Annotated in this window: 22 protein-coding genes and 1 rRNA gene; 6 read left to right on the forward strand and 17 right to left on the reverse strand. The window is 45.8% G+C overall.

What is annotated here, in order from left to right:
- A 16S ribosomal RNA gene (locus M3193_RS15285) occupies window positions 1-73 on the reverse strand; the annotation flags it as partial.
- Between the two features lie 626 nt (window positions 74-699).
- The gene (locus M3193_RS15290; RefSeq protein ID WP_251629469.1) at window positions 700-1,572 is read right to left on the reverse strand and encodes a nucleotidyltransferase-like protein; all 873 of its coding nucleotides are present in this window, start codon (window positions 1,570-1,572) and stop codon (window positions 700-702) included.
- 168 nt (window positions 1,573-1,740) lie between these two features.
- Here M3193_RS15290 and M3193_RS15295 point away from each other — a divergent pair, with 168 nt between their 5' ends.
- A complete protein-coding gene (locus M3193_RS15295; RefSeq protein WP_251629470.1) occupies window positions 1,741-2,112 on the forward strand; it encodes a YgzB family protein in 372 nt (123 codons plus the stop codon).
- A gap of 41 nt (window positions 2,113-2,153) precedes the next feature.
- Here the strand turns inward: M3193_RS15295 and perR are convergent, their stop codons facing one another.
- The 3 genes from perR to bcp form a co-directional block, all read right to left on the reverse strand.
- Entirely contained in the window at window positions 2,154-2,597 is a 444-nt protein-coding gene (gene perR, locus M3193_RS15300; RefSeq protein ID WP_251629479.1) for a peroxide-responsive transcriptional repressor PerR, read from the reverse strand.
- Window positions 2,598-2,712: 115 nt separating this feature from the next.
- Entirely contained in the window at window positions 2,713-3,657 is a 945-nt protein-coding gene (locus M3193_RS15305; protein WP_251629481.1) for a D-2-hydroxyacid dehydrogenase, read from the reverse strand.
- Window positions 3,658-3,669: 12 nt separating this feature from the next.
- Window positions 3,670-4,149 carry a thioredoxin-dependent thiol peroxidase gene (gene bcp / locus M3193_RS15310; RefSeq protein WP_251629483.1) on the reverse strand — a complete coding sequence of 160 codons (480 nt, stop codon included), beginning with the start codon at window positions 4,147-4,149 and terminating at the stop codon, window positions 3,670-3,672.
- A 124-nt stretch (window positions 4,150-4,273) separates the two neighbouring features.
- On the opposite strand from bcp, the gene M3193_RS15315 reads away from it, so the two are divergent.
- Together M3193_RS15315 and M3193_RS15320 are read left to right on the forward strand one after the other, a co-directional pair.
- Window positions 4,274-5,578 (forward strand): glutamate-1-semialdehyde 2,1-aminomutase, encoded by a 1,305-nt coding sequence (locus M3193_RS15315; RefSeq protein WP_285852030.1) that lies wholly within the window; start codon window positions 4,274-4,276, stop codon window positions 5,576-5,578.
- 45 nt (window positions 5,579-5,623) lie between these two features.
- Entirely contained in the window at window positions 5,624-6,706 is a 1,083-nt protein-coding gene (locus M3193_RS15320; protein ID WP_251629485.1) for an FUSC family protein, read from the forward strand.
- A gap of 36 nt (window positions 6,707-6,742) precedes the next feature.
- On the opposite strand, the gene nikC is transcribed toward M3193_RS15320, so the two are convergent.
- From nikC to mutY, 9 genes are all read right to left on the reverse strand, one after another.
- Complete coding sequence (gene nikC, locus M3193_RS15325) at window positions 6,743-7,639, reverse strand: nickel transporter permease (RefSeq protein ID WP_251629486.1); 897 nt, start codon at window positions 7,637-7,639, stop codon at window positions 6,743-6,745.
- Window positions 7,640-7,656: 17 nt separating this feature from the next.
- Window positions 7,657-8,661, reverse strand: coding sequence for an ABC transporter permease (locus M3193_RS15330; RefSeq protein WP_251629788.1), 1,005 nt, complete (start codon window positions 8,659-8,661; stop codon window positions 7,657-7,659).
- A 228-nt stretch (window positions 8,662-8,889) separates the two neighbouring features.
- Window positions 8,890-10,482, reverse strand: coding sequence for an ABC transporter substrate-binding protein (locus M3193_RS15335; RefSeq protein WP_251629488.1), 1,593 nt, complete (start codon window positions 10,480-10,482; stop codon window positions 8,890-8,892).
- Window positions 10,479-11,492 (reverse strand): ABC transporter ATP-binding protein, encoded by a 1,014-nt coding sequence (locus tag M3193_RS15340; RefSeq protein WP_251629490.1) that lies wholly within the window; start codon window positions 11,490-11,492, stop codon window positions 10,479-10,481. The genes M3193_RS15335 and M3193_RS15340 overlap by 4 nt, the downstream gene beginning before the upstream one ends.
- A complete protein-coding gene (locus tag M3193_RS15345; protein WP_251629492.1) occupies window positions 11,464-12,486 on the reverse strand; it encodes an ABC transporter ATP-binding protein in 1,023 nt (340 codons plus the stop codon). Before M3193_RS15345 ends, M3193_RS15340 begins: the two co-directional genes overlap by 29 nt.
- A gap of 148 nt (window positions 12,487-12,634) precedes the next feature.
- On the reverse strand, window positions 12,635-14,380 hold the full coding sequence (locus M3193_RS15350; protein WP_251629494.1) for an ABC transporter ATP-binding protein: 1,746 nt from the start codon (window positions 14,378-14,380) through the stop codon (window positions 12,635-12,637).
- Between the two features lie 53 nt (window positions 14,381-14,433).
- Window positions 14,434-14,982, reverse strand: coding sequence for a nucleoside tri-diphosphate phosphatase (ntdP, locus tag M3193_RS15355; RefSeq protein WP_251629496.1), 549 nt, complete (start codon window positions 14,980-14,982; stop codon window positions 14,434-14,436).
- Between the two features lie 140 nt (window positions 14,983-15,122).
- On the reverse strand, window positions 15,123-15,329 hold the full coding sequence (locus M3193_RS15360) for a gamma-type small acid-soluble spore protein (RefSeq protein ID WP_251629498.1): 207 nt from the start codon (window positions 15,327-15,329) through the stop codon (window positions 15,123-15,125).
- A 56-nt stretch (window positions 15,330-15,385) separates the two neighbouring features.
- Window positions 15,386-16,453: an A/G-specific adenine glycosylase gene (mutY, locus tag M3193_RS15365; RefSeq protein ID WP_251629500.1), complete on the reverse strand. Its 1,068-nt coding sequence runs from the start codon at window positions 16,451-16,453 to the stop codon at window positions 15,386-15,388.
- Between the two features lie 123 nt (window positions 16,454-16,576).
- On the opposite strand from mutY, the gene M3193_RS15370 reads away from it, so the two are divergent.
- Complete coding sequence (locus M3193_RS15370) at window positions 16,577-17,560, forward strand: metal-dependent hydrolase (protein WP_251629502.1); 984 nt, start codon at window positions 16,577-16,579, stop codon at window positions 17,558-17,560.
- Window positions 17,561-17,651: 91 nt separating this feature from the next.
- On the opposite strand, the gene M3193_RS15375 is transcribed toward M3193_RS15370, so the two are convergent.
- Both M3193_RS15375 and recX read right to left on the reverse strand, forming a co-directional pair.
- Complete coding sequence (locus tag M3193_RS15375) at window positions 17,652-17,981, reverse strand: YfhH family protein (RefSeq protein WP_251629504.1); 330 nt, start codon at window positions 17,979-17,981, stop codon at window positions 17,652-17,654.
- A complete protein-coding gene (gene recX, locus M3193_RS15380) occupies window positions 17,971-18,783 on the reverse strand; it encodes a recombination regulator RecX (protein WP_251629506.1) in 813 nt (270 codons plus the stop codon). Before recX ends, M3193_RS15375 begins: the two co-directional genes overlap by 11 nt.
- A gap of 199 nt (window positions 18,784-18,982) precedes the next feature.
- On the opposite strand from recX, the gene M3193_RS15385 reads away from it, so the two are divergent.
- Both M3193_RS15385 and M3193_RS15390 read left to right on the forward strand, forming a co-directional pair.
- Entirely contained in the window at window positions 18,983-19,879 is an 897-nt protein-coding gene (locus tag M3193_RS15385; RefSeq protein WP_251629508.1) for a TIGR01777 family oxidoreductase, read from the forward strand.
- Window positions 19,880-19,948: 69 nt separating this feature from the next.
- Window positions 19,949-20,752 carry a polysaccharide deacetylase family protein gene (locus M3193_RS15390; protein ID WP_251629510.1) on the forward strand — a complete coding sequence of 268 codons (804 nt, stop codon included), beginning with the start codon at window positions 19,949-19,951 and terminating at the stop codon, window positions 20,750-20,752.
- Window positions 20,753-20,766: 14 nt separating this feature from the next.
- On the opposite strand, the gene M3193_RS15395 is transcribed toward M3193_RS15390, so the two are convergent.
- Window positions 20,767-21,942 (reverse strand): MFS transporter, encoded by a 1,176-nt coding sequence (locus tag M3193_RS15395; RefSeq protein ID WP_251629511.1) that lies wholly within the window; start codon window positions 21,940-21,942, stop codon window positions 20,767-20,769.
- Window positions 21,943-22,005: the final 63 nt, after the last annotated feature.

Below are 22,005 nucleotides of genomic sequence, written 5' to 3' on the forward strand. Positions count from 1 at the left end.
CAATCCGCTCGACTTGCATGTATTAGGCACGCCGCCAGCGTTCGTCCTGAGCCAGGATCAAACTCTCCATAATAGAGAAATTCGAGTAGCTCGAGTTTCTTGCTGGCATCAATTAAGATGTCAATTTCGAATCCAAAGATTCGTATGTTCTTTTCACCGACGAGGTCAGCTCCAGAACTTTATTTGTTGACGTTTTGCTGTTCAGTTTTCAAGGTTCATTGTTTTGTGCTTCTTCAAAAGCGACTTCTCTAATCTATCATCGCTTGCTCTCTGAGTCAAGCACTTTTTAAAAATTAGTTTGAAACGTTTTGTTCGAAGCTAAGTAACTAACTCCCTCAGCGACGTTTACTATATTAGCATGGGCTGCTTTCATATGTCAACACCGAAAGCAAAAAAACTTTATAAAACACTAAATTGGTGAATTGGACTTGATTTAATTGATTTGGAAGTTCTGTTGATTGAAGCGAACGCCGTTACGAAGAACGGCGTTTGCGAGCGTTGCGAGCAATATTTTTTGCGACCCTAAGGGAGCAGTATTTTTTGCGACCTTAAGGGAGCAGGATATTGAAGGATGCCTTAATCTCTGCAAAGAACGCAGAAATACGGCAAATCGAACCCTTCGCTGTTCGATTGACTCACCGCCCGTCCCCCGGAAAGCGTCCGCCTCTAGCGCAAATCAACAGTTATATATCTCTCCTATCAATATTCATTACCAACACGGTAGTCCCTATGAAATACATATTCATTTTTCGATTCACTTTCCACAATCTGAATGAAACCTTTTTCAATTAAAAACTCAACGAGAACTTCCAGGTTGATTGAATACATCTGTAACTCCTCATTCTCATGAAGCTCCTGGATCGTCCATGTCTCTTTCGTCGACATGACGTCCATGATATGCCTTGCCCCGTCCAATGTACGGTTATGAATGAAGAATTCACTTGCAAGGAATAGAAGTTCTAGCCTTTTCTCTATTGGTTCTTCGCTCATGATCAGCTCTTCATATAGTTTATAAATTGCCGGGTCGATCTTTTTGACTTGCGACCATACAGTCACCTCTGGAGATGAGCCCTTTTCAATAACAGTGAGTCTTGCAAGATGATGAAGGGATTGAATCGCATGTTGATACGCATCCATATAGTTTTGCTGTTCGAAAAACATTTTCCCTTCCATATACACTCTCACTAATCTGGAAAGCTCGAGCCCCATCTTTATCTTACGGCCATAGAAAGGGTATTCCTTCAACTCGTTTTTCAAGTTCTCCACAAATTCGTTGCGATCAAAGAAAATCTTCCCATAGAATAACCAGTCGACAACTTTCCTTCTAGTCCCAAGCAATAGCCATTTCCGCAACTGCTTTTCGCTGATGACGTGCATTGCAGCTTTTCCGGTTCCATCCGTATAGTGTTTTGTATATATTGGCGTTTCTTCATTAGATGTTATGATGAGCATAATCTCGTCAAACGTGTCTGTTATCGGATCGCCTGCACCCCTTTTCTCAACAAGTATGACACCTAACGTTTCAGGCGAGCTTGCGCGTTCTTGATAAATCGGTCTAAGAACCTGTTCCATTGTGACACCTCCACCTTTATTTCTTTCGACGCGTCTTCTGATAAACCCTTCATTCAAAATTCGTAAAATATGATGCAACTGGAATTTGTGCTATATTAATTGAGGAACATTCAATACATATCTATAGATGTTCCTCATTCATCAAAGTCATTCTAAGGAGGATTATGGATGAAACCTTATAAAAATAAAATAAATCGGATCCGGTCATTTGCGTTATCCCTGATTTTCATTGGGGTCGTCATTATGTATCTTGGGATATTCTTCAGGAAGAATGAAATTATCATGTTGATATTCATGGTACTAGGGCTCCTTGCGATACTTGGCAGCACAGTCGTATATGCTTGGATTGGAACCTTGTCGACGAGGGCTGTACAGATCGTCTGTCCAAATTGCGGCAAAGCAACTAAAATGCTTGGACGTGTTGATATGTGCGGACATTGCAGAGAGCCGCTCACATTGGACCCTTCATTAGAAGGCAAGGAATTCGATGTTGCGTATAACCGTCCGGAAAGTAAAAAAGAAGCTTCGAAAAAAAAATAACAAAAAACCGGTTCCGTCTTTCAACCTCGGAACCGGTTTTCTTATTTTGCTTTATTGGCGCCTGCTGCACATTCAGGGCATGTTCCATATACTTCAAGTCGGTGGGAATTCACTTCGAATCCCGTGACATGGGAAGCTAGATGCTCAACTTCCTCCAGGCCGGGATGATGGAAGTCGACGATTTTTCCACAATGATCACAAATGATATGATAATGATCATGTGTAACAAAATCGAACCGGCTCGAAGAGTCTCCATAAGTGAGTTCCTTTACAAGCCCGGCATTCCGGAAAACACGCAGATTATTATATACGGTCGCAACACTCATATTTGGAAAATCGGCTTCTAACGCTTTATATATTTCATCAGCAGTAGGATGCGTCTCAGAAGAAATGAGAAACTCTAATATAGCATGCCTTTGTGGTGTTATACGCACACCACTTTCCTTCAATGTGACAAGCGCGTCTTTCAAAAACACTTCAGACATCGCCAACACTCCAATCCATAAAGATTACTTCTTTATAATCATTATAATTAGTTTACTGAGAAAAGGCATGTTTGTCAACTAAAGTGCTGTTCCACAGATAAGTAGGACATCTCCGTCAATACCCTTTTTCAGTATCGATCAAATTGGTTAAGCTCCTATCCCCTTTTTGCCACTTCTTCAGATTTTCCGTGAAAAATTCAAGCGCCCTCTCAATATACTTCCCGGAATGGCTCGAGACATGCGGAGAAATGGTGACATTCGATAAAGACCATAGCTCGCTTTCCGCAGGCAACGGTTCTTTTTCAAATACGTCTAGGACTGCATGCCCGATTTCCCCATTTTTCAAAGCTTCCACGAGAATCGTTTCCTTTACGAGGTCGCCTCTGCCGAAATTCATGAATAGCGCTGACTCCTTCATCGCTTGAAATTGGCTTTCCTTGAGCAATCCCTTCGTTTTAGCTGTGCTGGGCAATACGGAAACGACAATGTCCGCTTCCGGCAGTCTGTTTACAAGCCCTTCGAATTGAATGGTCTCATCCATGAACGGAGCTTCATCCCCTGAATCATTGCAACCGATCGTTCGGACTCCGAATGCTTGAAGCAAGCGTCCAATTTCAGATCCAATCGCCCCGGGACCTAAGATGAGCGCAGTCGAACCGCGCAATTCTGATTGGCGTACTTTTGTATTCCACTCTTTCCGCTTCTGCTGCTCCGCTAATACAGGCAGCGCCCGCCCGAGAGACAGAATATGCGCAAGTGCCGTTTCAGCCATCGGTGTTTTATGGATTCCGCGTACATTGCTGACGACAATCCCTTTTTCGGCAATTGCTGCAAGCGGCATCTTTTCCACCCCGGCGGAAGCGACCATCAGCCACTTAAGGGAAGTCGCCCTATCCAGCACCTCTGTACTGATATCTTCGCCATACGTGGCAATGATTTCGTATTCACCAAGAGAAACTTCATCAATCTTCTTATGGAAGCTAAATTGAATTCCGGGAAAATCCGCCTCCAATTTCTCCATCTGTTCATCCTTGATCTTGAACGTGAATAAAACATTCATCCCATTTCCCCCTTACGCCTTCTTCGTCAATTGCTCCAATGTTGCAAGCGCTTCTTCTATATGCCCCTTCACTTTAACTTTCCGCCATTCCTTCACGACAGTCCCAGTTGGGTCGATCAAAAACGTGGAACGCTCAATACCCATATATTCCTTGCCGAACATTTTCTTTAATTTCCACACGCCGTATGCTTCAGCTGCTTCATGGTTTGCATCCACCAACAATGAAAACGGCAGTCCTTGCTTTTCGATGAACCGTTGATGTGATGCTTCGTTATCAGGACTGACCCCAAGAATGACAGCATTCAGATCACTGAAGCTTTGATGCGCATCTCTGAAATCACATGCCTGCGTTGTGCAGCCGGGAGTGGCGTCCTTCGGATAAAAGTAGAGGATGACATACTTCTCCCCTTCAAAATCACTTAACGAAACGATTTCACCGTTTTCGTTCGGCAATGAAAATTGCGGCGCCTGCATACCTTCCAACTTTTCCATATCGATCCCTCCAATTTTCTTTATACAATCGTACCGGACAACCGGCATAGTTTCAATTTCTTTGGCGTAACGGCGAAAGTTTGTATAAAATGGAGTATGTACCGATTTGAACGGAGGAATTGAAATGAACAGAACTAATTCAGAACAGATCTATCAAGAAGCATGTGAACATATCGTCGGAGGCGTCAACAGCCCATCCCGCGGTTATAAAGCGGTCGGTGGTGGTGCGCCGACAGTGATGGAGCGTGCGGAAGGCGCTTATTTCTGGGACGTTGATGGAAATAAATATATTGACTACTTAGGTGCTTATGGCCCGATCATCACAGGCCATGCTCATCCACATATTACAGAGGCGATTACGAAGGCGGCAAAAACCGGGGTGTTATACGGGACTCCAACGAGACATGAAGTCAAATTCGCCAAGATGCTGAAAGAAGCGATCCCTTCAATGGATAAGGTCCGTTTCGTCAATTCAGGAACCGAGGCTGTCATGACGACAATCCGTGTCGCCCGTGCCTTCACCGGAAGGACGAAAGTGATGAAATTTGCCGGCTGCTACCATGGCCATTCGGACCTCGTGCTTGTTGCCGCGGGATCCGGCCCGGCAACGTTAGGTACACCCGATTCAGCGGGAGTCCCGGCTTCCATCGCGCAAGAAGTGATCACAATTCCATTCAACGATCCGGATGCTTATAAGGAAGCAATGGAAAAATGGGGAGACCAGCTGGCATGTGTGCTAGTCGAACCGATTGTCGGGAATTTCGGCATTGTCGAACCGAATGAAGGATTCCTTCCACTCGTCCATGAACTTGCAAAGGAGAAAGGCGCACTCATCGTTTATGATGAAGTGATCACTGCCTTCCGTTTCCATTATGGCAGTGCTCAAACTCTGCTTGGAACGACTCCGGATTTAATTGCTTTCGGTAAAATCATTGGCGGCGGTTTGCCGATCGGTGCATATGGCGGCAAGAAGGAGATTATGGAAACTGTTGCCCCCCTCGGACCTGCTTACCAAGCCGGGACGATGGCTGGCAATCCTGCTTCCATGCTATCCGGCATCGCATGCCTCGAGGTACTGCAGCAACCCGGTGTTTACGAAGAGATGGACAGGCTTGGGGGAATGCTGGAAGAAGGCATCCTTCAATTGGCGGATAAGCACGGCATCACACTAACAATCAATCGTCTTGGCGGTGCGCTGACTTTATTCTTCACGGATGTTATAGTAGAGAACTATGAGCAGGCTGAACAGACAGATGGAGAAATTTTCGCTAAGTTCTTTAAACTGATGCTCGAAAACGGTGTCAACCTCGCTCCGTCTAAATATGAAGCTTGGTTCCTCACAATTGCTCATAAAGAGGAAGACATCAGACATACACTAGAGGCGGTGGACCGCTCATTCAAAGAGCTTGCCCTCCAAATGAACAAGTAAGAAACAGTACACAACATAAATACCTTTAGTAGAAAGGATAATCATATGAAACTTGGCGCCCGCATCTTCAAAACGGGTATAGCAATCGTTGCCGCATTGTTTCTGGCGGAGATGCTCAGCTTGCCGAATCCTGTTTTTGCGGGGATTGCGGCCATCTTTGCGATTCAACCATCCATATATCGATCATACTTGACGATCGTTGAACAGATTCAAGGTAATCTGATCGGTGCCATTACGGCCATCACCTTCGTGCTGGTGTTTGGACATCAAATTGTAACTGTCGGGTTTGCCGCCGTCATCATCATCTTGATCATGTTGAAATTGGGGCTTGAGAAATCCATTTCATTAGCTTTAGTGACGATGATTGCCATCATGGAGATCAAAGGGGATGCTTTCCTTTCCTTCGCTCTCCTCCGATTCGTCACTATGGTGATCGGAGTCTTATCCGCTTTTGTCGTCAATTTGCTGTTCATGCCCCCGAAGTATGAAACGAAACTATTCCAGGCGATCCACCAAGCGCAGGACGAAATCATCCGGTGGATACGGCTTGCGGGCAGACAGGCATCCGAACATATTGCAACGAAAAAGTCGCTGGTGAAAATAAAGGAACGTCTTGCAAACGTCGATCAGCTCTATTCGCTTTACAAAGAGGAACGGAGCTATTTCAAGAAGAACTCCCGCTCGAAGGCGCGAAAGCTTGTTATCTACAGACAGATGATCGCAACATCAAAAAGCAGTCAGGAAGTGTTGGCACGGCTTCATAACTACGAAAATGAACTGATCAACCTGCCGGAACATTTCCGGATGATGATTCAGGAACGTCTCGACGCATTGCTCACGTATCATGAACAGATCCATCTGAAATTTGTAGGCAAGTTGAAGGCGGACCGGATGATGGATACGTTGAATGAGGAATTTATCCAACGTCAGGAAGTGATGGATATTTTCGCGAAGGAAATTGCCATCACAAAGGAAGAGGAAGAATTTACCGCATACCACCTCCTCCATGTCCTATCTTCTCTATTGAATTACGAAGAACAGTTGGAGTATCTGGACCGGCTAATCATTTCCAATCAACGCAGGCACGGACACGAAGTCAGCAATGAAATGGAAAATGAAATCTATTAAAGAAACCATCCTTGGCAATGTGCCAAGGATGGTTTTTCAGTTTTTCATTTTCGGGTCGAGCGCGTCCCTTAAGCCGTCGCCCATCAAATTGAAACCTAACACCGTCAGCATGATGGAAAGCCCAGGGAAGATCATCGTCCATGGAGCGGACTGCAAATACGACTTCGAATCGGCGAGCATTTTCCCCCATTCAGGTTGCGGCGCCTGCGCCCCGAGTCCAAGAAAGCCGAGTGCCGCGGCTTCCAGGATGGCAGTTGCAACAGCCAATGTTCCTTGCACGATGACAGGTGCCATCGAATTCGGCAGGATATGTGAGAATAAAATACGGGCATCCTTCATTCCGATCGCCTTTGCCGCCATAATATATTCATCTTCCTTGATGCTTAGCACTTTGGAACGTATCAAACGCCCGAAATTCGGAACGTTGATGATTGCGATGGCAATCAAGGCATTTTCAAGCCCTGGCCCCAAAACGGAAACGATGGCAATAGCGAGCAGAATCGATGGAAATGCAAGCATAATATCAAAAATCCTCGATATAATCGTGTCCGTCCAACGGCCGTAATAGCCGGCAATGATTCCTAGAAAACTGCCGACAACGACCGATGCGATGACCGATAGGAATCCGACAGAAAGCGATATCCGTGCTCCATGGATAATGCGTGACAGGATATCCCGTCCGAAGTCATCCGTACCGAGCCAATATTCCGCTGAAGGCGGTTGAAGCCGATCCGCAGGCATTTGCTGATTGATTCCTTCTTTTGCAATGAAAGGACCAAAAATGGCAAGTAGCACGAAAAAGAGGATGATGACCATTCCGGCAACCGCCACTTTGCTCTTCCTGAAGTTTCGCCAAGCCTCACGCCAAGGGCCGGTTGTCCTCTCAATTTCCGCTTCAACAATTCCATCCATCTTAGGTGTAAATTCAGACATTCCGCATTCCCCCTTTCTCAGTCATATTTAATCCTCGAATCGATCAGACTATAAAGCAAGTCGACAATCAGGTTGATCATGACGAAGATGAAGGCGACAACGAGAATAGCGGATTGAATGACGGGATAATCCCGGAAGTTGATGGCGTCGTATATATAGCGTCCGATGCCCGGCCACGCGAAGATTGTTTCAGTCAATATAGCGCCGCCGAGCAGCATTCCCATTTGCAGACCGATAATCGTCAAGACGGGAATGACTGCATTTTTGAACGCGTGCTTGTAAACGACCCAAAACATTTTCTGCCCCTTCGCCCTGGCAGTCCGGATGTAATCGGCACGCATCACTTCAAGCATGCTTGAACGCGTCATCCGAGCGATGATCGCCATCGGAATTGTCGCCAATGCAATGCCTGGCAATATGAGATGGCGAATCACTTGCCATAATTGGTCGAATCGGCCTTGGATGATCGTGTCAATGATGTACAGATGGGTGATCGCATTGACCGGATCCCTAACTTGCTCCCGCCCGGTTGTAGGCAGCCAGCTGAATTCGATGGCAAATGCCCATTGCCCTAGAAGCCCTAACCAAAAAATCGGCATGGAAACACCAACGAGCGCCAAAATCATCGCTATGTAATCGAACCATGAATTTTGGAACCACGCCGAGACGATGCCTGCATTAACACCTATGATAATCGCAATCAAAATTGCAAAAAAAGCGAGCTCCATCGTTGCGGCCAAATGAGGCCATATTTCATCGGCGACAGGAAGTCGCGTGCGCAGCGATTCTCCGAGGTCGCCTTGTAAAATCCCGCCTAAATACTTGAAGAATTGTATATACCACGGTTGGTCCAACCCAAGTCTCGCGTTCATCGCTGCAATCGCCTCGGGTGACGCCTGCTGCCCTAAAATGATCTGGGCCGGATTCCCGGGTATCGCCCGGATCATCATGAAAACAATGAAGACCATGCCGAGTAATACGGGTATTAGTTGTAATAATCTTCTGCCGGTGTAATTAAGCATCACCTTCACCTCACCAAATTCAAATTCAAAGGCGGAGGGCGCTCGACTAGAGGCGACAGGCATAAGACGGCTTCGCGAAATGGCGTACTTTGCCGTGTAGCGAAGCTGGCTTATGACCCCGAGCCTCTGGCGCCCGAAGCTAGATGTTAACAAAAGCGAAAAAATAGGAAAAGGGGGAAATCGAACGACTCCCCCTAACCGATCAGCATAAAGCGAAAAGCGGATCCATCATTTGAATTCTACGTTCGATAATAGATCTGAGCCTGTCGGATGTGGAACAAATCCTGTCAAATCTTTCGCTGCTGCGAGAAGTGGCGTTGAGTGCGCAAGCGGAACCCATGGCGCCTCTTCATGGATGATTTCCTGAGCTTGCTTATAAAGCTCAATCCGTTTATCCTCATCCACTTCTGTCTGTGCTTCAATGAATAGGTCATGCATTTTTGCGTTTTTAAAATACGTATAGTTGTTGCTGCCGATATTATCTTCATCCAAAAGAACATAGAGGAAGTTATCTGCGTCTCCATTATCTCCAGTCCAGCCTAGCATGAAAGCATCCGCTTCCCCTTTGGCCGCCTTATCCAAATACGTTCCCCATTCGTAGCTTACAATTTTAGCTTTCACGCCGATATCCGCCAGGTTGCTTTGGATGACCTCCGCAACTTTAGCGCCGTCCGGCATATACGGGCGAGGAACAGGCATTGCCCACAGTTCCATTTCAAAACCGTCCGGATAGCCTGCTTTCGCTAAAAGTTCTTTAGCTTTTTCTGGATCATATTCGTAACCTTCTATATCATCGTTATAGCCTGAAATGGAAGAAGGCATTGGGTTTTTAGCAAGATCCGCTCTTCCTTCAAAAAATGAATCAATGATTGTTTGTTTATCGATTGCGTGGTTCATCGCCTGGCGTACTTCTTTCTTATCGAAAGGAGGACGAGTCACTGTCAATCCGAGATAGCCGACGTTCATAGAAGGACGCTCAATCAGTTGAAGATCGGCATTGCCTTCGATTTTTTCACCATCCGCAGGATTGATGCCGTCCGCCAGATCGATTTCCCCGGCAATGAGAGCATTCAAACGTGCTGAGTTGTCCGGGATGGAACGGAAAACGATTTTATCCAATTTCGGCAACCCTTTTTGCCAATAGCCATCGAATTTTTCAATTGTAATTGAATCATTTGTTTTCCAATCTACAAATTTGAAAGGTCCTGTACCGACCGGATTCCTTTCAAATTGATCGTCACCTTTTTCGAAGGCAGTCGGACTTGCAATAGCAAACATACTCATTGCGATGTTTTTCAAAAATGGAGCTTGAGGACGTTTCAGCTTAATTATGACCGTGTGATCCCCATCGGCTGTGACCGAATCGATGACGTGGCCTTCATCCCCTTTGAATCCGCCGAACATGGAGTTGTAATACGGGAATTTATCGGCATCGCCATTTGCCCAGCGCTCGAAGTTCTTTACAACTGCTTCTGCATTGAAATCAGTGTCGTCATGGAATTTGACGCCCTCTTCCAGTTTGAATGTGTACGTTAATCCATCCTCACTTGTTTCCCATTCTTTCGCGAGTCCCGGTTGAATAGTCGTATCTTGCTCGCCGAAATTCAATAGCGTCTCGTATAGATTGACTGTCACCTTAAATGTTTCGCCTTCCGTCACCCTTGACGGATCAAGCGACGTTGAATCGCCGCCGCGGCCAAAGACCAATGTATCCTTTGTGCTTCCACTGCTCTCTTTGCCGCCTCCCGAGCAGGCAGCTAGTACAGTAGATAGAACTAGCATTAGTAGTAACGCAGCTGACCACATTCTCTTTTTATTCATAGAGACCCCTCCAATTGTTTTATATCATTGTCGACCTGGGTTGTATAAAGATGGCAGGCGACAGAATGACCGTTAGTTTGTTCTGCAAGTTGCGGTGTAACTTTAGTACAAATGTCCATTTTGAATGGGCATCGAGTATGGAATGTGCATCCGGTTGGCGGGTCAGCGGGATTTGGGATGTCTCCTTCTATGATGATCTGTTCTTTCTGATAATCCGGATCCGGAACGGGCACAGCCGATAATAACGCCTGCGTGTATGGATGCAGCGGCTTACCGTAAAGTTGTTCACTATCCGCGACCTCCACCATCTTCCCTAAGTACATAACAGCGACACGATCGCTAATATGCCGGACGACGCCGAGATCATGCGCGATGAAAATATAAGTGAGGTTGAACTCCTTCTGGAGATCTTGCATCAGGTTCAATACTTGCGCCTGGATGGATACGTCCAACGCCGATACGGGTTCATCCGCGATGATCAATTTCGGATTTGTCATCAAAGCACGTGCAATGCCGATCCTCTGCCTCTGCCCTCCGCTGAATTGATGCGGATAGCGCTTCGCATGATACGCATTCAATCCGACGATTTCCAGAAACTCGCGGACCTTCTTCTTCCTCTCCTTCGCATCTGAAACACCATGGACGATAAGCGGTTCCTCCAAAATCTTGCCAATCGTGTGGCGTGGATTCAACGAGGCATAAGGATCCTGGAAAACCATCTGGATATCGCGACGTGTTTTTCTCATCTCTTCCTGACTTAATGACGCCAGATCTTTCCCGTCAAACTCGATTTGTCCGTCTGTAGGTTCTAGCAAACGCATTAGCACGCGCCCCGTCGTCGATTTCCCGCAACCGCTTTCACCTACGATACCAAGCGTTTCCCCTTCATTAACGAAAAACGAGACGTCGTCAACAGCCTTCACATAACCGACCGTTTTACCGAACATCCCTTTTTTAACGGGAAAGTACTTTTTCAAGTTTTCAACTTTTAATAAAGGCGTTGTGGACATCCGACTTCACCCTTCCTTCGTCGTATAGGAAACATCGCGTCTGATGGACATCCGCTGTTTCATAAAGCTCCGGATTCTCCTGAAAGCACCGTTCAAATGCAAATTCGCATCGTGCCGCAAACCTGCAGCCGCTCGTTATGGAACCGGGCTTCGGAACATTCCCTGGAATGGAATGAAGACGCTCCTTTTTAACGCGCATATCCGGGACTGATTGGATCAGACCTTTCGTATACGGATGCTGGGGATCTTCAAATATGAGTTTGGTAGGTGCCTCTTCAATGATTTGCCCTGCATACATGACGACGACCCGCTCGCAAGTTTCAGCAACAACGCCAAGATCATGGGTAATTAATAATATGGCGGTCCCTAATCGTACATTTAAATCTTTCATCAACTTCAATATTTGCGCTTGGATCGTCACATCGAGAGCTGTCGTCGGTTCGTCCGCTATCAATACTTTAGGATTACAGACAAGCGCCATCGCGATCATGACCCTTTGACGCATACCACCTGACAATTGATGTGGATAGTCTTTCAGCAAGGAATCGGCACGAGGCAAGCCGACCAATTTCAGCATCTCAACGGCCCTTTCCTGCGCCTGCTTTTTAGACCAGCCTTTTTCGTGGATCAAGATTGCTTCGACCATTTGGTTGCCAATCGTGAATAAAGGATTCAAAGACGTCATCGGCTCCTGAAAAATCATCGCAATGTCATTTCCGCGGATCTGCCTCATCTCTTTTTCCGATAAGCCGATTAAATTGCGTCCGTTGTACACAATTTCCCCGCCTGTGATTTTCCCGGGCGGACTAGGTACGAGCCCCATTATGGATAGCGACGTTACACTTTTGCCGCACCCAGATTCCCCTACAATTCCTAATATCTCGCCATCCCGGAGATGAAAATCGATATGATCAACCGCAGGGACTTTTCCGGAGTCTGTGAAAAAGGTAGTCTGCAAGTCTTTTACATCAAGAATTTTATTCCTTTCATTCATGAGATCACCTTTTCGCTTTGTCTGTTTTCAGAAACATTTTATTATACTCATTATACTTTCTATTAAGGAAAAGGCAATATGGAAAATTTCATAGAGTCTGGTTCATTCCACGACAAAAAAAGCTGCCGGATGTCCGGCAGCTGCAAGTTTATAACGATTGAACTTGAAATAAATTGTAGTATATCCCTTGTTTAGCCATCAGTTCTTCATGGCTCCCGACTTCCTTCAACTCACCGTGATCAATGACGAAAATCTTGTCGGCATGAGTAATGGTCGACAGCCGATGTGCGACAATCAAGGTTGTCCTGTCACTGGCCAGCCGTTCAAGGGATTCCTGGATAAGCGCTTCACTTTCTAGATCCAATGCGGAGGTCGCTTCATCCAAAATGAGCAGCGGTGGATTTTTCAAAAACACACGTGCAATCGCGATCCGCTGTTTCTGTCCGCCGGATAATTTAACGCCTCGTTCACCGACGGTCGTGTCATAGCCTTCCGCCAATGATTCGATGAAGTCATGCGCATTTGCGGCTTTCGCTGCGGCAATCACTTCCTCATCCGACGCGTAGGGATTCCCCATTAAAATATTGCTCTTCACCGAATCGCTGAAGAGAATGCTGTCTTGAAGGACGAGTCCTATTTGGTCACGCAATGATTTCAATTGAATATCACGCAAATCATGGCCGTCTATACGGATTGATCCTTCCGTGACATCGTAAAATCGCGGAATGAGACTGACGATTGTTGACTTCCCTCCGCCGCTCATGCCGACAAGCGCCACCGTCTCACCCGGCTTGACCGTAAAGTTAATGTCACGCAGCACCAGCTCTTCATCTTCCCCATATGAAAAACCAACGTGATCAAATTGGATTTCCCCTTCAATGTACGGCAATGCTTTTGCACCGCTCTTATCTTTAATATCATAAGGCTCTTCCATCAATTCAAAAACCCGGTCCATTGAAGCGAATGATTGCGTCAGTGATGTCGAAGCATTGACTAATCTTCTTAACGGATTGTACAGACGATCTATGTACGCAATGAAAGCGACCATTACCCCGACGGATAAAGAACCGTTGATCACCTGATAACCAGCATAGGATATGACGAGCAATGGGGCGACATCCGTAATCGTGTTGACGACCGCAAACGCTTTTGCATTCCATCTCGTATGATCAATTGCTTTATCGAGGAAATTGCCATTCGTCCGGTCAAAACGCTCCTGTTCTTTATCCTCAAGTGCAAAGCTTTTAATAACGCTTATCCCTGTCACACGTTCGTGCAAATAACTTTGCACATCGGCAAGCGCTTGTGACCGTTTTCTCGTTAAGTCCCGGAGCTTCCCGAAGAATTGCTTCACACTGTATGCATAAAAAGGGAATGCAAGCAATGTTACGATTGTCAACGGTACATCCATTGTAAGCATGATGCATGTTGCAATGATGATTGTGGCAAAGTCAAGCCAGACATTCATCAAACCGATCACGACGAAGTTCTTTGTCTGTTCGACATCATTGATGACTCGTGAAATGACTTCGCCCGCCCGCGTATTAGAATAGTAGCGGAGCCCGAGCCTTTGCAGATGTCCATATAGGTTCTCACGAATATCGTATAAGACTTTATTGCTGACGTATTGCGCGAAGTATTGGCGATAATATTCAACAGGCGGCCGGATGATGAAAAACAGTAAAACCGTTCCTCCCATCCATAGGAAAAGCTGCTTCGTCTTTTCCGCATCGGTCAAGGTATCCGCCATGATAATATCGTCGATGACGATTTTAATAAGGTAAGGAATGAATAAAGGAATTGCGAATTTCACGATGCCGATTAAAATTGTCAAGACGATCTGCCAATTGTATGGCTTAACAAACTTCAAATATCTTTTTATACTGTCTCCCATTTTCATCCTCCTCCAACAATAAAAAGCCCAACTGCATGAACGCAGACAGGCTCTCATTGGTCATTTTTCTTTACCTGTTTATAGAATTGATACCTGGAAGTCCATACTTCTATGAAATCCGGTGCAAAAGGCCCTTTGCGCTGTTTGATCCACATGAGAAGTTTATCAAGATTGCGTCTCAGTATTTGGTCGATCACATCTGGATATTTCATCTGCTTTTTATGGTCATCATATTCATCTTCATCCAGGATTAAGTAACTCATATCCGGAAACACTTTCACATCAAGGTCATAATCGATGTATTTCAGTGCTTGGTGGTCATATACGAATGGTGAACTCATATTTACGTAATAATAGACCCCATCCTCTCGAAGCATGCAAATGATATTGAACCAATGTTCAGCATGGAAGTAACAGATCGAAGGCTCCCTCGTCAACCACGTCCTGCCGTCCGCTTCTGTGACAAGCGTCCGTTCGTTTGCACCAATCACAATATTCCGGGTGCCCTTCAACACGGTTGTCTCTTGCCACACTCGGTGGATATTGCCATCATGCTTATAGCTATGTACCTGTATCGTTTCGCCTTCTTTCGGTATTGTCATCAGTAAAACCACCTTTAACTGTCGGAAACCCTAATATTCGTACATTATACCAATTGACCGATGAAAATTGAAACGTTTACCCTTCAATACAAAATTAAAAAAACCGGCAGCTTTAGCTGCCGGCCGGTGATGTCCATCCATTATTTCGACTGTTTACCGAAACTTCCTGCTCCGCCGGAAACGTTTGTTTTGTTCATTTCCGATTGTTGGTTTTGTTGACGAACCTCGTTCACGTCTGTTTCAGAACCAAACTCTTCAGACATGATTTCTTGTTTGACTTTGTTTGGGTTTGTGAACGAAGCTTGTGATGTTTGTTGGTTGAAGTTGTTTCGATTTTTGTTTGTCATGGATTTTCACCTCCGTAACCAATATGATGTTCAAAGTCCGTTTTTTTATTCCGGGATTATTTTAGGTAATCTTTGGATTTTTTCACTTCATCCCAAATCCTTATTACAGGAACCGCCTTTGGCATTGCTTCCACTTCCTCCGCCGAAAAGAACTCGAATCCTTCCGGTGGCCGATCCTCCGTCACCGCCGAATAACTTCTCACTTCCCAAGTAAGATGGGAAAAGACATGTCTGAAATCCGTCAATGGTGTAATGGAGCGGACGTCCAGGTCGAGTTCGGCTTTCACAATTTCCTCGATGGATCCAGATGTGTTTTCCACCATCGGAAATTCCCACATATTTGCTAAGAGCCCTTTCGAAGGCCGTTGCCTCAACAGCCATTCTCCATCGATATTCCGGATGGCAATTGACGAAACAGGTACTGTCTTCGTTTTCACTTTCTTCGATTTTACCGGGAGTTCGTCCTGCCTTCCTTCGTGGAACGCAGCACAGAAATCGCGGACCGGGCAAAGAAGGCATTTCGGCCTTGGTGTGCAGATCGTCGCCCCGAGCTCCATCAGGCCTTGGTTGAACGATGAAGGATCTTCTTTGTCAATTAACGCCATGACGACTTCCTCGAATAGTTTCCGTGTTTTCGGGATCGCGATATCCTCATCGATTAATAAGATTCGTGATAATACTCTCATGACATTCCCATCGACAGCATGTTCTGGAATGCCGAATGCGATGCTGAGCACAGCACCGGCAGTATAAGGTCCGACACCTTTCAACTTGGATATTTCTTTCCGATTTTCGGGAATTCGGCTTCCATAATCCTCTACAACTTCCTTCACGCCAGATTGCAAATTCCGGGCACGGGAATAATATCCGAGTCCTTCCCATAACTTCAAGACTTCTTCTTCCTTCGCAGCTGCCAAGTCGGCAAGCGTCGGGAATTTTTCGATAAACCGTTCATAATAAGGGATGACCGTTTCTACACGCGTCTGTTGAAGCATCACTTCAGATATCCATATATGATAAGGATTCGACGTCCTTCTCCATGGCAGATCTCTCTTTTCTTCCAAATACCATGTGATGAGCGCCTTCCTGAATTCACTTTCATGTTTCCGTTCAAAAAGTTGCATGATTACCTCCGTTTTGCATATGCTTTTCGTTACTGAAAAATAGGGTATATACTAATAAAAGAATGATGATTGCGTCTTGTACGCTTCACTGACAATTCAGTGGTGATGTAAAGGAGTGATTTTTTGGATACGGGAACACATATTGTCATGGGTGTCGCCATTTGTGGTTTGACACTGGCAGATCCAGTCGTTGCTTCGGATTCCGTCACAACAACGGCGGTGTTTATGGGTGTCGTATCGGGCTCCTTGATACCCGACATCGATACTGTCCTTAAATTGAGGAATAATGCGGTTTATATACGGAATCACCGCGGAATTACCCATTCGGTTCCGGCAGTCCTGCTTTGGCCGCTGATCATCTCGGTTCTGCTGTCGTACATCTTCCCCGAGGCGGCATTCTTTCATCTTTGGGCATGGACTTTCTTAGCGGTTTTTTTACATGTCTTTGTAGATATCTTCAACGCTTACGGCACACAGGCGTTACGGCCATTTTCCAAACAGTGGGTCGCCATCGGAGTCATCAATACTTTTGATCCGATCATATTTGCGCTGCATATCATCGCAATCATTGCATGGATGTTTGGCGCTGAGCCAGTTCTGACCTTCTCGCTTATGTATATCGTGGTTTTTTTCTATTATCTATTGCGTTTCGCCGTCAAAGCGGCAGTGAAACATGCTGTCCGCAATACAATTCCGGATGCGGATGATATTTTCATCGCACCGACGATGCATTTTTTCCAATGGAGGATTGCCGCTTCCAATAAGAAGTGTCACTATGTCGGAAGAGCATACGGGCGCTCCGTCAATATATACGACAAGTTCGAACGCGAGCCGTTGCCGAACACCCCTTATATCGATGCGGCGATGGAGGACGAGAATATACAGGCCTTCGTGTCTTTCTCTCCTATCTACAGATGGTCCGTTTCGCATGTCGGGAATTTGTATGAAGTCCGCCTCATCGACTTGCGTTATCGGAGCAAAAGCTATTATCCGTTCGTTGCTGTTGCGCATATTAATGAAAACATGGAAGTGATCAATTCGTATACCGGATGGATCTTCTCAGAGGACAAGCTCCTTAAAAAACTGAATTTCATTCCGAACTCTTAACAAAAGCGCAGGGCGCCTGGAGTTGGACGTAGACATGCAAAAGCTTGCCATTTCCGCTAAACGCGTTACCGGCAAGCTTTTTGCATATCTTTTATTTACCTGTTTTAACGGATTGCAGCATAGCGATTGGCAACGCTTCTTCCGCACGTTCGCCGCCTAAACGGTATCCCCAAGCGAAACGGCCTTTCAAATAGTCGACGTGGAAAAAGACGCCATCATCTCCTTCGATCCTGTAGATTTCTCCGGGAACGATTGTTGACGGGTCAATCATATATGATTTCGCCATGAGCGCTTTGCGCTGATAGACGGCAAACTCGTTGATCATACCGAGTTGTTCAGCTTTGCGGGCTTTCTCCATAAGACTGCCGATTTCTGACCTTAGTTCGTGTTCGGTCATTTCACTATATTTTTTAGTCTCCATCTTCTTCGTTCTCCTTTTTCTCGATGAAACTGTCTATTCGTTCAAACGGTATGCCTTTCTGGTACATCGCTTGTTTTACCCGTTTTCGCAATTCATATCCGGAATACTTCGATTGATAACGGCGCCAAGCCTTCTCGCCGACGCTACTGATAATCGAATCCCATTCGTCTTCATCCCTGCCGAAATCGATTTCCTGCATCACACGGCTGATCAATTCAAAAGCAAAACCTTTTCGGGCAAGCGCATTTTGGATTTTTTGCTTCAGTTGCGCAGGAGCGATTGAGCTGTTCGTCCTTGCTGCCTTTTCGGCTAGCTTTTTAGCGACTGCGAATTGATCTTCTTCTGAATAGTTTTCAAGCACTTGCTGTTGCAACTCCTTCCCGACCCCTTTTTTTTGCAGTTCTTGTTGGATCGCTTTAGGACCTTTATTCGATGCGTTTTTCTGTGTCCGCATCAATGCTTCGGAAAAAGCTTCGTCATCCAGAAATCCGAGTCTTCTTAATTTCACGATTGCTTCGAGGATGACTGCTTCTCCGTATTCCAAGTCCTTGAGTTTCTTTTTCACTTCAAACTCACTTCGCATTCGGAAGGATAGGTAGTGGAGTGCGCGGTTGAATGCTTTTTCGATTTGGTCTTCGTATGTGATTTCGTCCATCGACCATTCGTCAAGTTGCATTCCTTTTGTGAGTCCGAATTTGACGAGGACGGACTCATGGACGCTGAAGGCGTATGTTTCATCTAGGAATATATTATAACGTTCGCTATCGCGTTTTTGTTGTGTTATTTTCGTAATAACAGGCAAATCTATTCGACCTCCCTCGCTATCTATCAGTATACATGTTCTGGTGGAGGAGGTCATCTTTACAGGATTTCCGGCAGGGCTAAGATGTGCTCGTAACGCTGCGCTTTTACTCGCAAAAGCCGTTCTTCGTTACGGCTTTCGCTTCAATCCGGTACACGTTTCACACTTTTTTCTTTATTAATATAGGAGGGTGATCGGAATGAAAGTTGTTATCGCAGGTGGGTCAGGGTTCATTGGACAACACATAACAGATTTACTAGTAAAGAACGGCCATGAAATCATCATTTTTTCGCGTAATAAAAAGACGGACAGTGAAAAAGTAAAGTATGTACGTTGGCTGCAAGATGGTGCCAGTCCGGAGAATGAGATCGGCAAAGTGGATGTGTTCATTAATCTTGCAGGTGTTTCAATTAATGATGGACGTTGGACAGAGGCTCATCAGAAACAGATTTATGAAAGCAGGATGGAAGCGACGGATGAATTAATTCGGATCATCGGCGATCTGGATGAAAAACCGTCCGTCTTCATTAATGCCAGTGCAATCGGAATTTACCCTGCTTCTGAAACGCCGATTTATACGGAGGAATCTGCAGAAGTTGCTACGGATTTGCTTGGCAGGACAGTGAGTGATTGGGAGAAGAAGGCTGCTTCGCTGAATGATTTCGGGATACGGACAGTATTTACACGGTTCGGAGTTGTTCTTTGGAAGGATGAAGGGGCATTGCCGCTTATGGTCTTGCCGTATAAACTGTACGTCGGCGGCAAAGTTGGCACCGGACGGCAATGGGTTTCATGGGTCCATGTGCGAGACGTTACAAGAGCAATTTTGCATGTTATGGAAAATAGCCAATTGGAAGGCGCTGTCAATGTCACAGCTCCATTTCCTCTCCGGATGGATGATTTCGGGAAAATGATTGGTGCCACTTTACATCGTCCTCATTGGTTTCCTGCTCCTTCTCCAATTATGAAGCTGGCTCTTGGAAAAAAGAGTTCCCTCGTGTTGGAAGGACAATATGTTACGCCTGAGAAGCTATTGGCGGACGGCTTTGAATTCAATTTCCCTGTTCTGTCATTGGCGCTCGAAAATCTATTGTAAAAAGCGTGAATTTCTTCGTATATTCCCTATTGATCCGCACATCCTACTCAAAAAGGAGTTGTGCACTCTATGGTTGAAGAACATGGACCAGGGATACTAATGGCTGCCTTCATCATTATTGTCGGCATTTTATTCAATCCATTCGCAGCAAATGCAGAAGAATTCCATTGGGGATTCAAAAAGGCGACCAATGGCGTCCCGCCAAATGCCGGACCCGCATTGGAATCGATGCTCGATAAGCACGGCGCCATATACAAAGGCAAACCTGACGAAAAGATCGCCTATTTGACTTTCGACAACGGTTACGAGAATGGCTATACGGAAAAGATTTTGGATGCATTGAAAAATGAGGACGTCCCAGCGACATTCTTCCTTACGGGACATTATCTGAAGAGCGCCGCCCCTCTCGTTCAACGCATGGTAAAGGATGGGCATATCATCGGAAATCATTCTTATGGGCATCCGAATATGGCGAATCTATCCGAAGCTAGAATGGAAGAGGAATGGAAAAAGTTCGATGAGCTACTTTATCAAACAACAGGGGTAAAACGGACGGTGTATGCAAGGCCGCCTGAAGGGATTTTCAATGATGCTGTATTAAGCAAAGGCAATGAGCTGGGCTACCGTCACATGTTCTGGTCTGTCGCTTTCATTGATTGGCATGCCAATAAACCGCGCGGCCGCGACTATGCCTATAATGAGCTGATGAATCAGCTTCATCCCGGGGCATTGATCCTCATGCACACCGTATCGCCCGATAATGCGGAAGCATTGCCCGATTTCATTCGTGATGCGAAGAAAGAAGGTTATGAATTCCGGTCATTGGACGATCTTGTCATGGAATATGAAAATGTAAATTCGATTTTGCGGTGAAAGTGAAAGCATCCTCATAAAGGGATGCTTTTTCTTTTCGTACCGTAAAGCGAAATGAAGAACAACATTCCAAACAGGATTGAAATGATGAGGAGGTAGCTGACATTTTCGACGAATTCAAGGAACAGCCCGCCTGCAAATGGACCGGTCAGACTGCCGATGCTGAAAAAGATGCCGCAAAGTAAGTTTCCAGTCGGTAAAAGATCTTTCGGAGTCAGGTCCGACATGTAGGAAATGCCAAGTGAAAAGGTGGACCCGACAAATAGGCCGGCGATGAAGACAGCCACCATGACGAACGGGACAGAATTCCCCATCATGCTCGCAGCCCAGAATGCGACCGCCCCACCCCCATACGTTATCGGGAGGATCCTCATTCTTCCGAACTTGTCCGAAAGCATTCCGAGCGGCAACTGTGAAACGATGCCCCCTACAGAAAAAATGGCTAGGATCATGGAAACAGATGTGAACTCCATCCCACTACGCAACGCATATACCGGGTACATCGCGTTTAATGATGATTCCAGGAACCCGTACCCGAACGGACCTAAAAAAGCGACCCATGCAATGGCAATCGTGCTTTTCGATCGCTTCACGAAACTACCAGCTTCCACATTCCCTTTCATTACTTCCGGAAAATCATTTTTCAATTTGAAGACGAGCAGCCAGGCGGACATGCACAGTAAGCCCGAGACGATGAATGGCAGTCCTTCATGGAGATTGACGAGCGGCGCAAAAAGCGGGCCTACGGCAAACCCTAAGCTGAAAGACAAGCCATAGATTGCAATATTTCTTCCCAATCTGTGCTGTTCCGATGTACTCGTAATCCAAGTCTGTGTGGAGAAATGAAGAGCGTGATCCCCGATGCCGATCAACAATCGCAGGATGAACCAAAAAACGACATGCTTCCATAACGGGAAGAGGAGCAATGATGTAAATACGAGAATACCGCCCACTATGATGACGGGTTTGTAGCCATATTTACGTAATGGCGCTTCCATGAATGGAGACACGAGAAGCGTACCTATGTATAAACCTGTTGCATTCAGTCCATTCAATGCACTTGAAATTCCATCACGCTCGAAAATGGCTGAGATGAGCGGCAATAACATGCCTTGCGAAAAGCCCGAGATTGAAACGATGATAACAAGTATCCAAAATCGCCGCTGCTGGGCGGACAATGTAGTAAGCATAAGCAATACGCTCCTTAAGTATGAGGAATTACTATACAATAGTAGCATAAGTGGAATAAGGAG

This window comes from Sporosarcina luteola, from assembly GCF_023715585.1.
Taxonomy (GTDB): domain Bacteria; phylum Bacillota; class Bacilli; order Bacillales_A; family Planococcaceae; genus Sporosarcina; species Sporosarcina luteola_D.

Coding starts and splice junctions, on each gene's coding strand:
- M3193_RS15295 (WP_251629470.1), top strand. CDS start 1,741: ATGAAACCTTATAAAAATAAAATAAATCGGATCCGGTCATTTGCGTTA.
- bcp (WP_251629483.1), bottom strand. CDS start 4,149: ATGGAAAAGTTGGAAGGTATGCAGGCGCCGCAATTTTCATTGCCGAAC.
- M3193_RS15320 (WP_251629485.1), top strand. CDS start 5,624: ATGAAACTTGGCGCCCGCATCTTCAAAACGGGTATAGCAATCGTTGCC.
- M3193_RS15350 (WP_251629494.1), bottom strand. CDS start 14,380: ATGGGAGACAGTATAAAAAGATATTTGAAGTTTGTTAAGCCATACAAT.
- M3193_RS15360 (WP_251629498.1), bottom strand. CDS start 15,329: ATGACAAACAAAAATCGAAACAACTTCAACCAACAAACATCACAAGCT.
- nikC (WP_251629486.1), bottom strand. CDS start 7,639: ATGTCTGAATTTACACCTAAGATGGATGGAATTGTTGAAGCGGAAATT.
- M3193_RS15340 (WP_251629490.1), bottom strand. CDS start 11,492: ATGTCCACAACGCCTTTATTAAAAGTTGAAAACTTGAAAAAGTACTTT.
- perR (WP_251629479.1), bottom strand. CDS start 2,597: ATGTCTGAAGTGTTTTTGAAAGACGCGCTTGTCACATTGAAGGAAAGT.
- M3193_RS15335 (WP_251629488.1), bottom strand. CDS start 10,482: ATGAATAAAAAGAGAATGTGGTCAGCTGCGTTACTACTAATGCTAGTT.
- M3193_RS15315 (WP_285852030.1), top strand. CDS start 4,274: ATGAACAGAACTAATTCAGAACAGATCTATCAAGAAGCATGTGAACAT.
- M3193_RS15385 (WP_251629508.1), top strand. CDS start 18,983: ATGAAAGTTGTTATCGCAGGTGGGTCAGGGTTCATTGGACAACACATA.
- M3193_RS15390 (WP_251629510.1), top strand. CDS start 19,949: ATGGTTGAAGAACATGGACCAGGGATACTAATGGCTGCCTTCATCATT.
- M3193_RS15290 (WP_251629469.1), bottom strand. CDS start 1,572: ATGGAACAGGTTCTTAGACCGATTTATCAAGAACGCGCAAGCTCGCCT.
- M3193_RS15395 (WP_251629511.1), bottom strand. CDS start 21,942: ATGCTTACTACATTGTCCGCCCAGCAGCGGCGATTTTGGATACTTGTT.
- mutY (WP_251629500.1), bottom strand. CDS start 16,453: ATGCAACTTTTTGAACGGAAACATGAAAGTGAATTCAGGAAGGCGCTC.
- M3193_RS15345 (WP_251629492.1), bottom strand. CDS start 12,486: ATGAATGAAAGGAATAAAATTCTTGATGTAAAAGACTTGCAGACTACC.
- M3193_RS15330 (WP_251629788.1), bottom strand. CDS start 8,661: ATGCTTAATTACACCGGCAGAAGATTATTACAACTAATACCCGTATTA.
- M3193_RS15375 (WP_251629504.1), bottom strand. CDS start 17,981: ATGGAGACTAAAAAATATAGTGAAATGACCGAACACGAACTAAGGTCA.
- M3193_RS15305 (WP_251629481.1), bottom strand. CDS start 3,657: ATGAATGTTTTATTCACGTTCAAGATCAAGGATGAACAGATGGAGAAA.
- ntdP (WP_251629496.1), bottom strand. CDS start 14,982: ATGACAATACCGAAAGAAGGCGAAACGATACAGGTACATAGCTATAAG.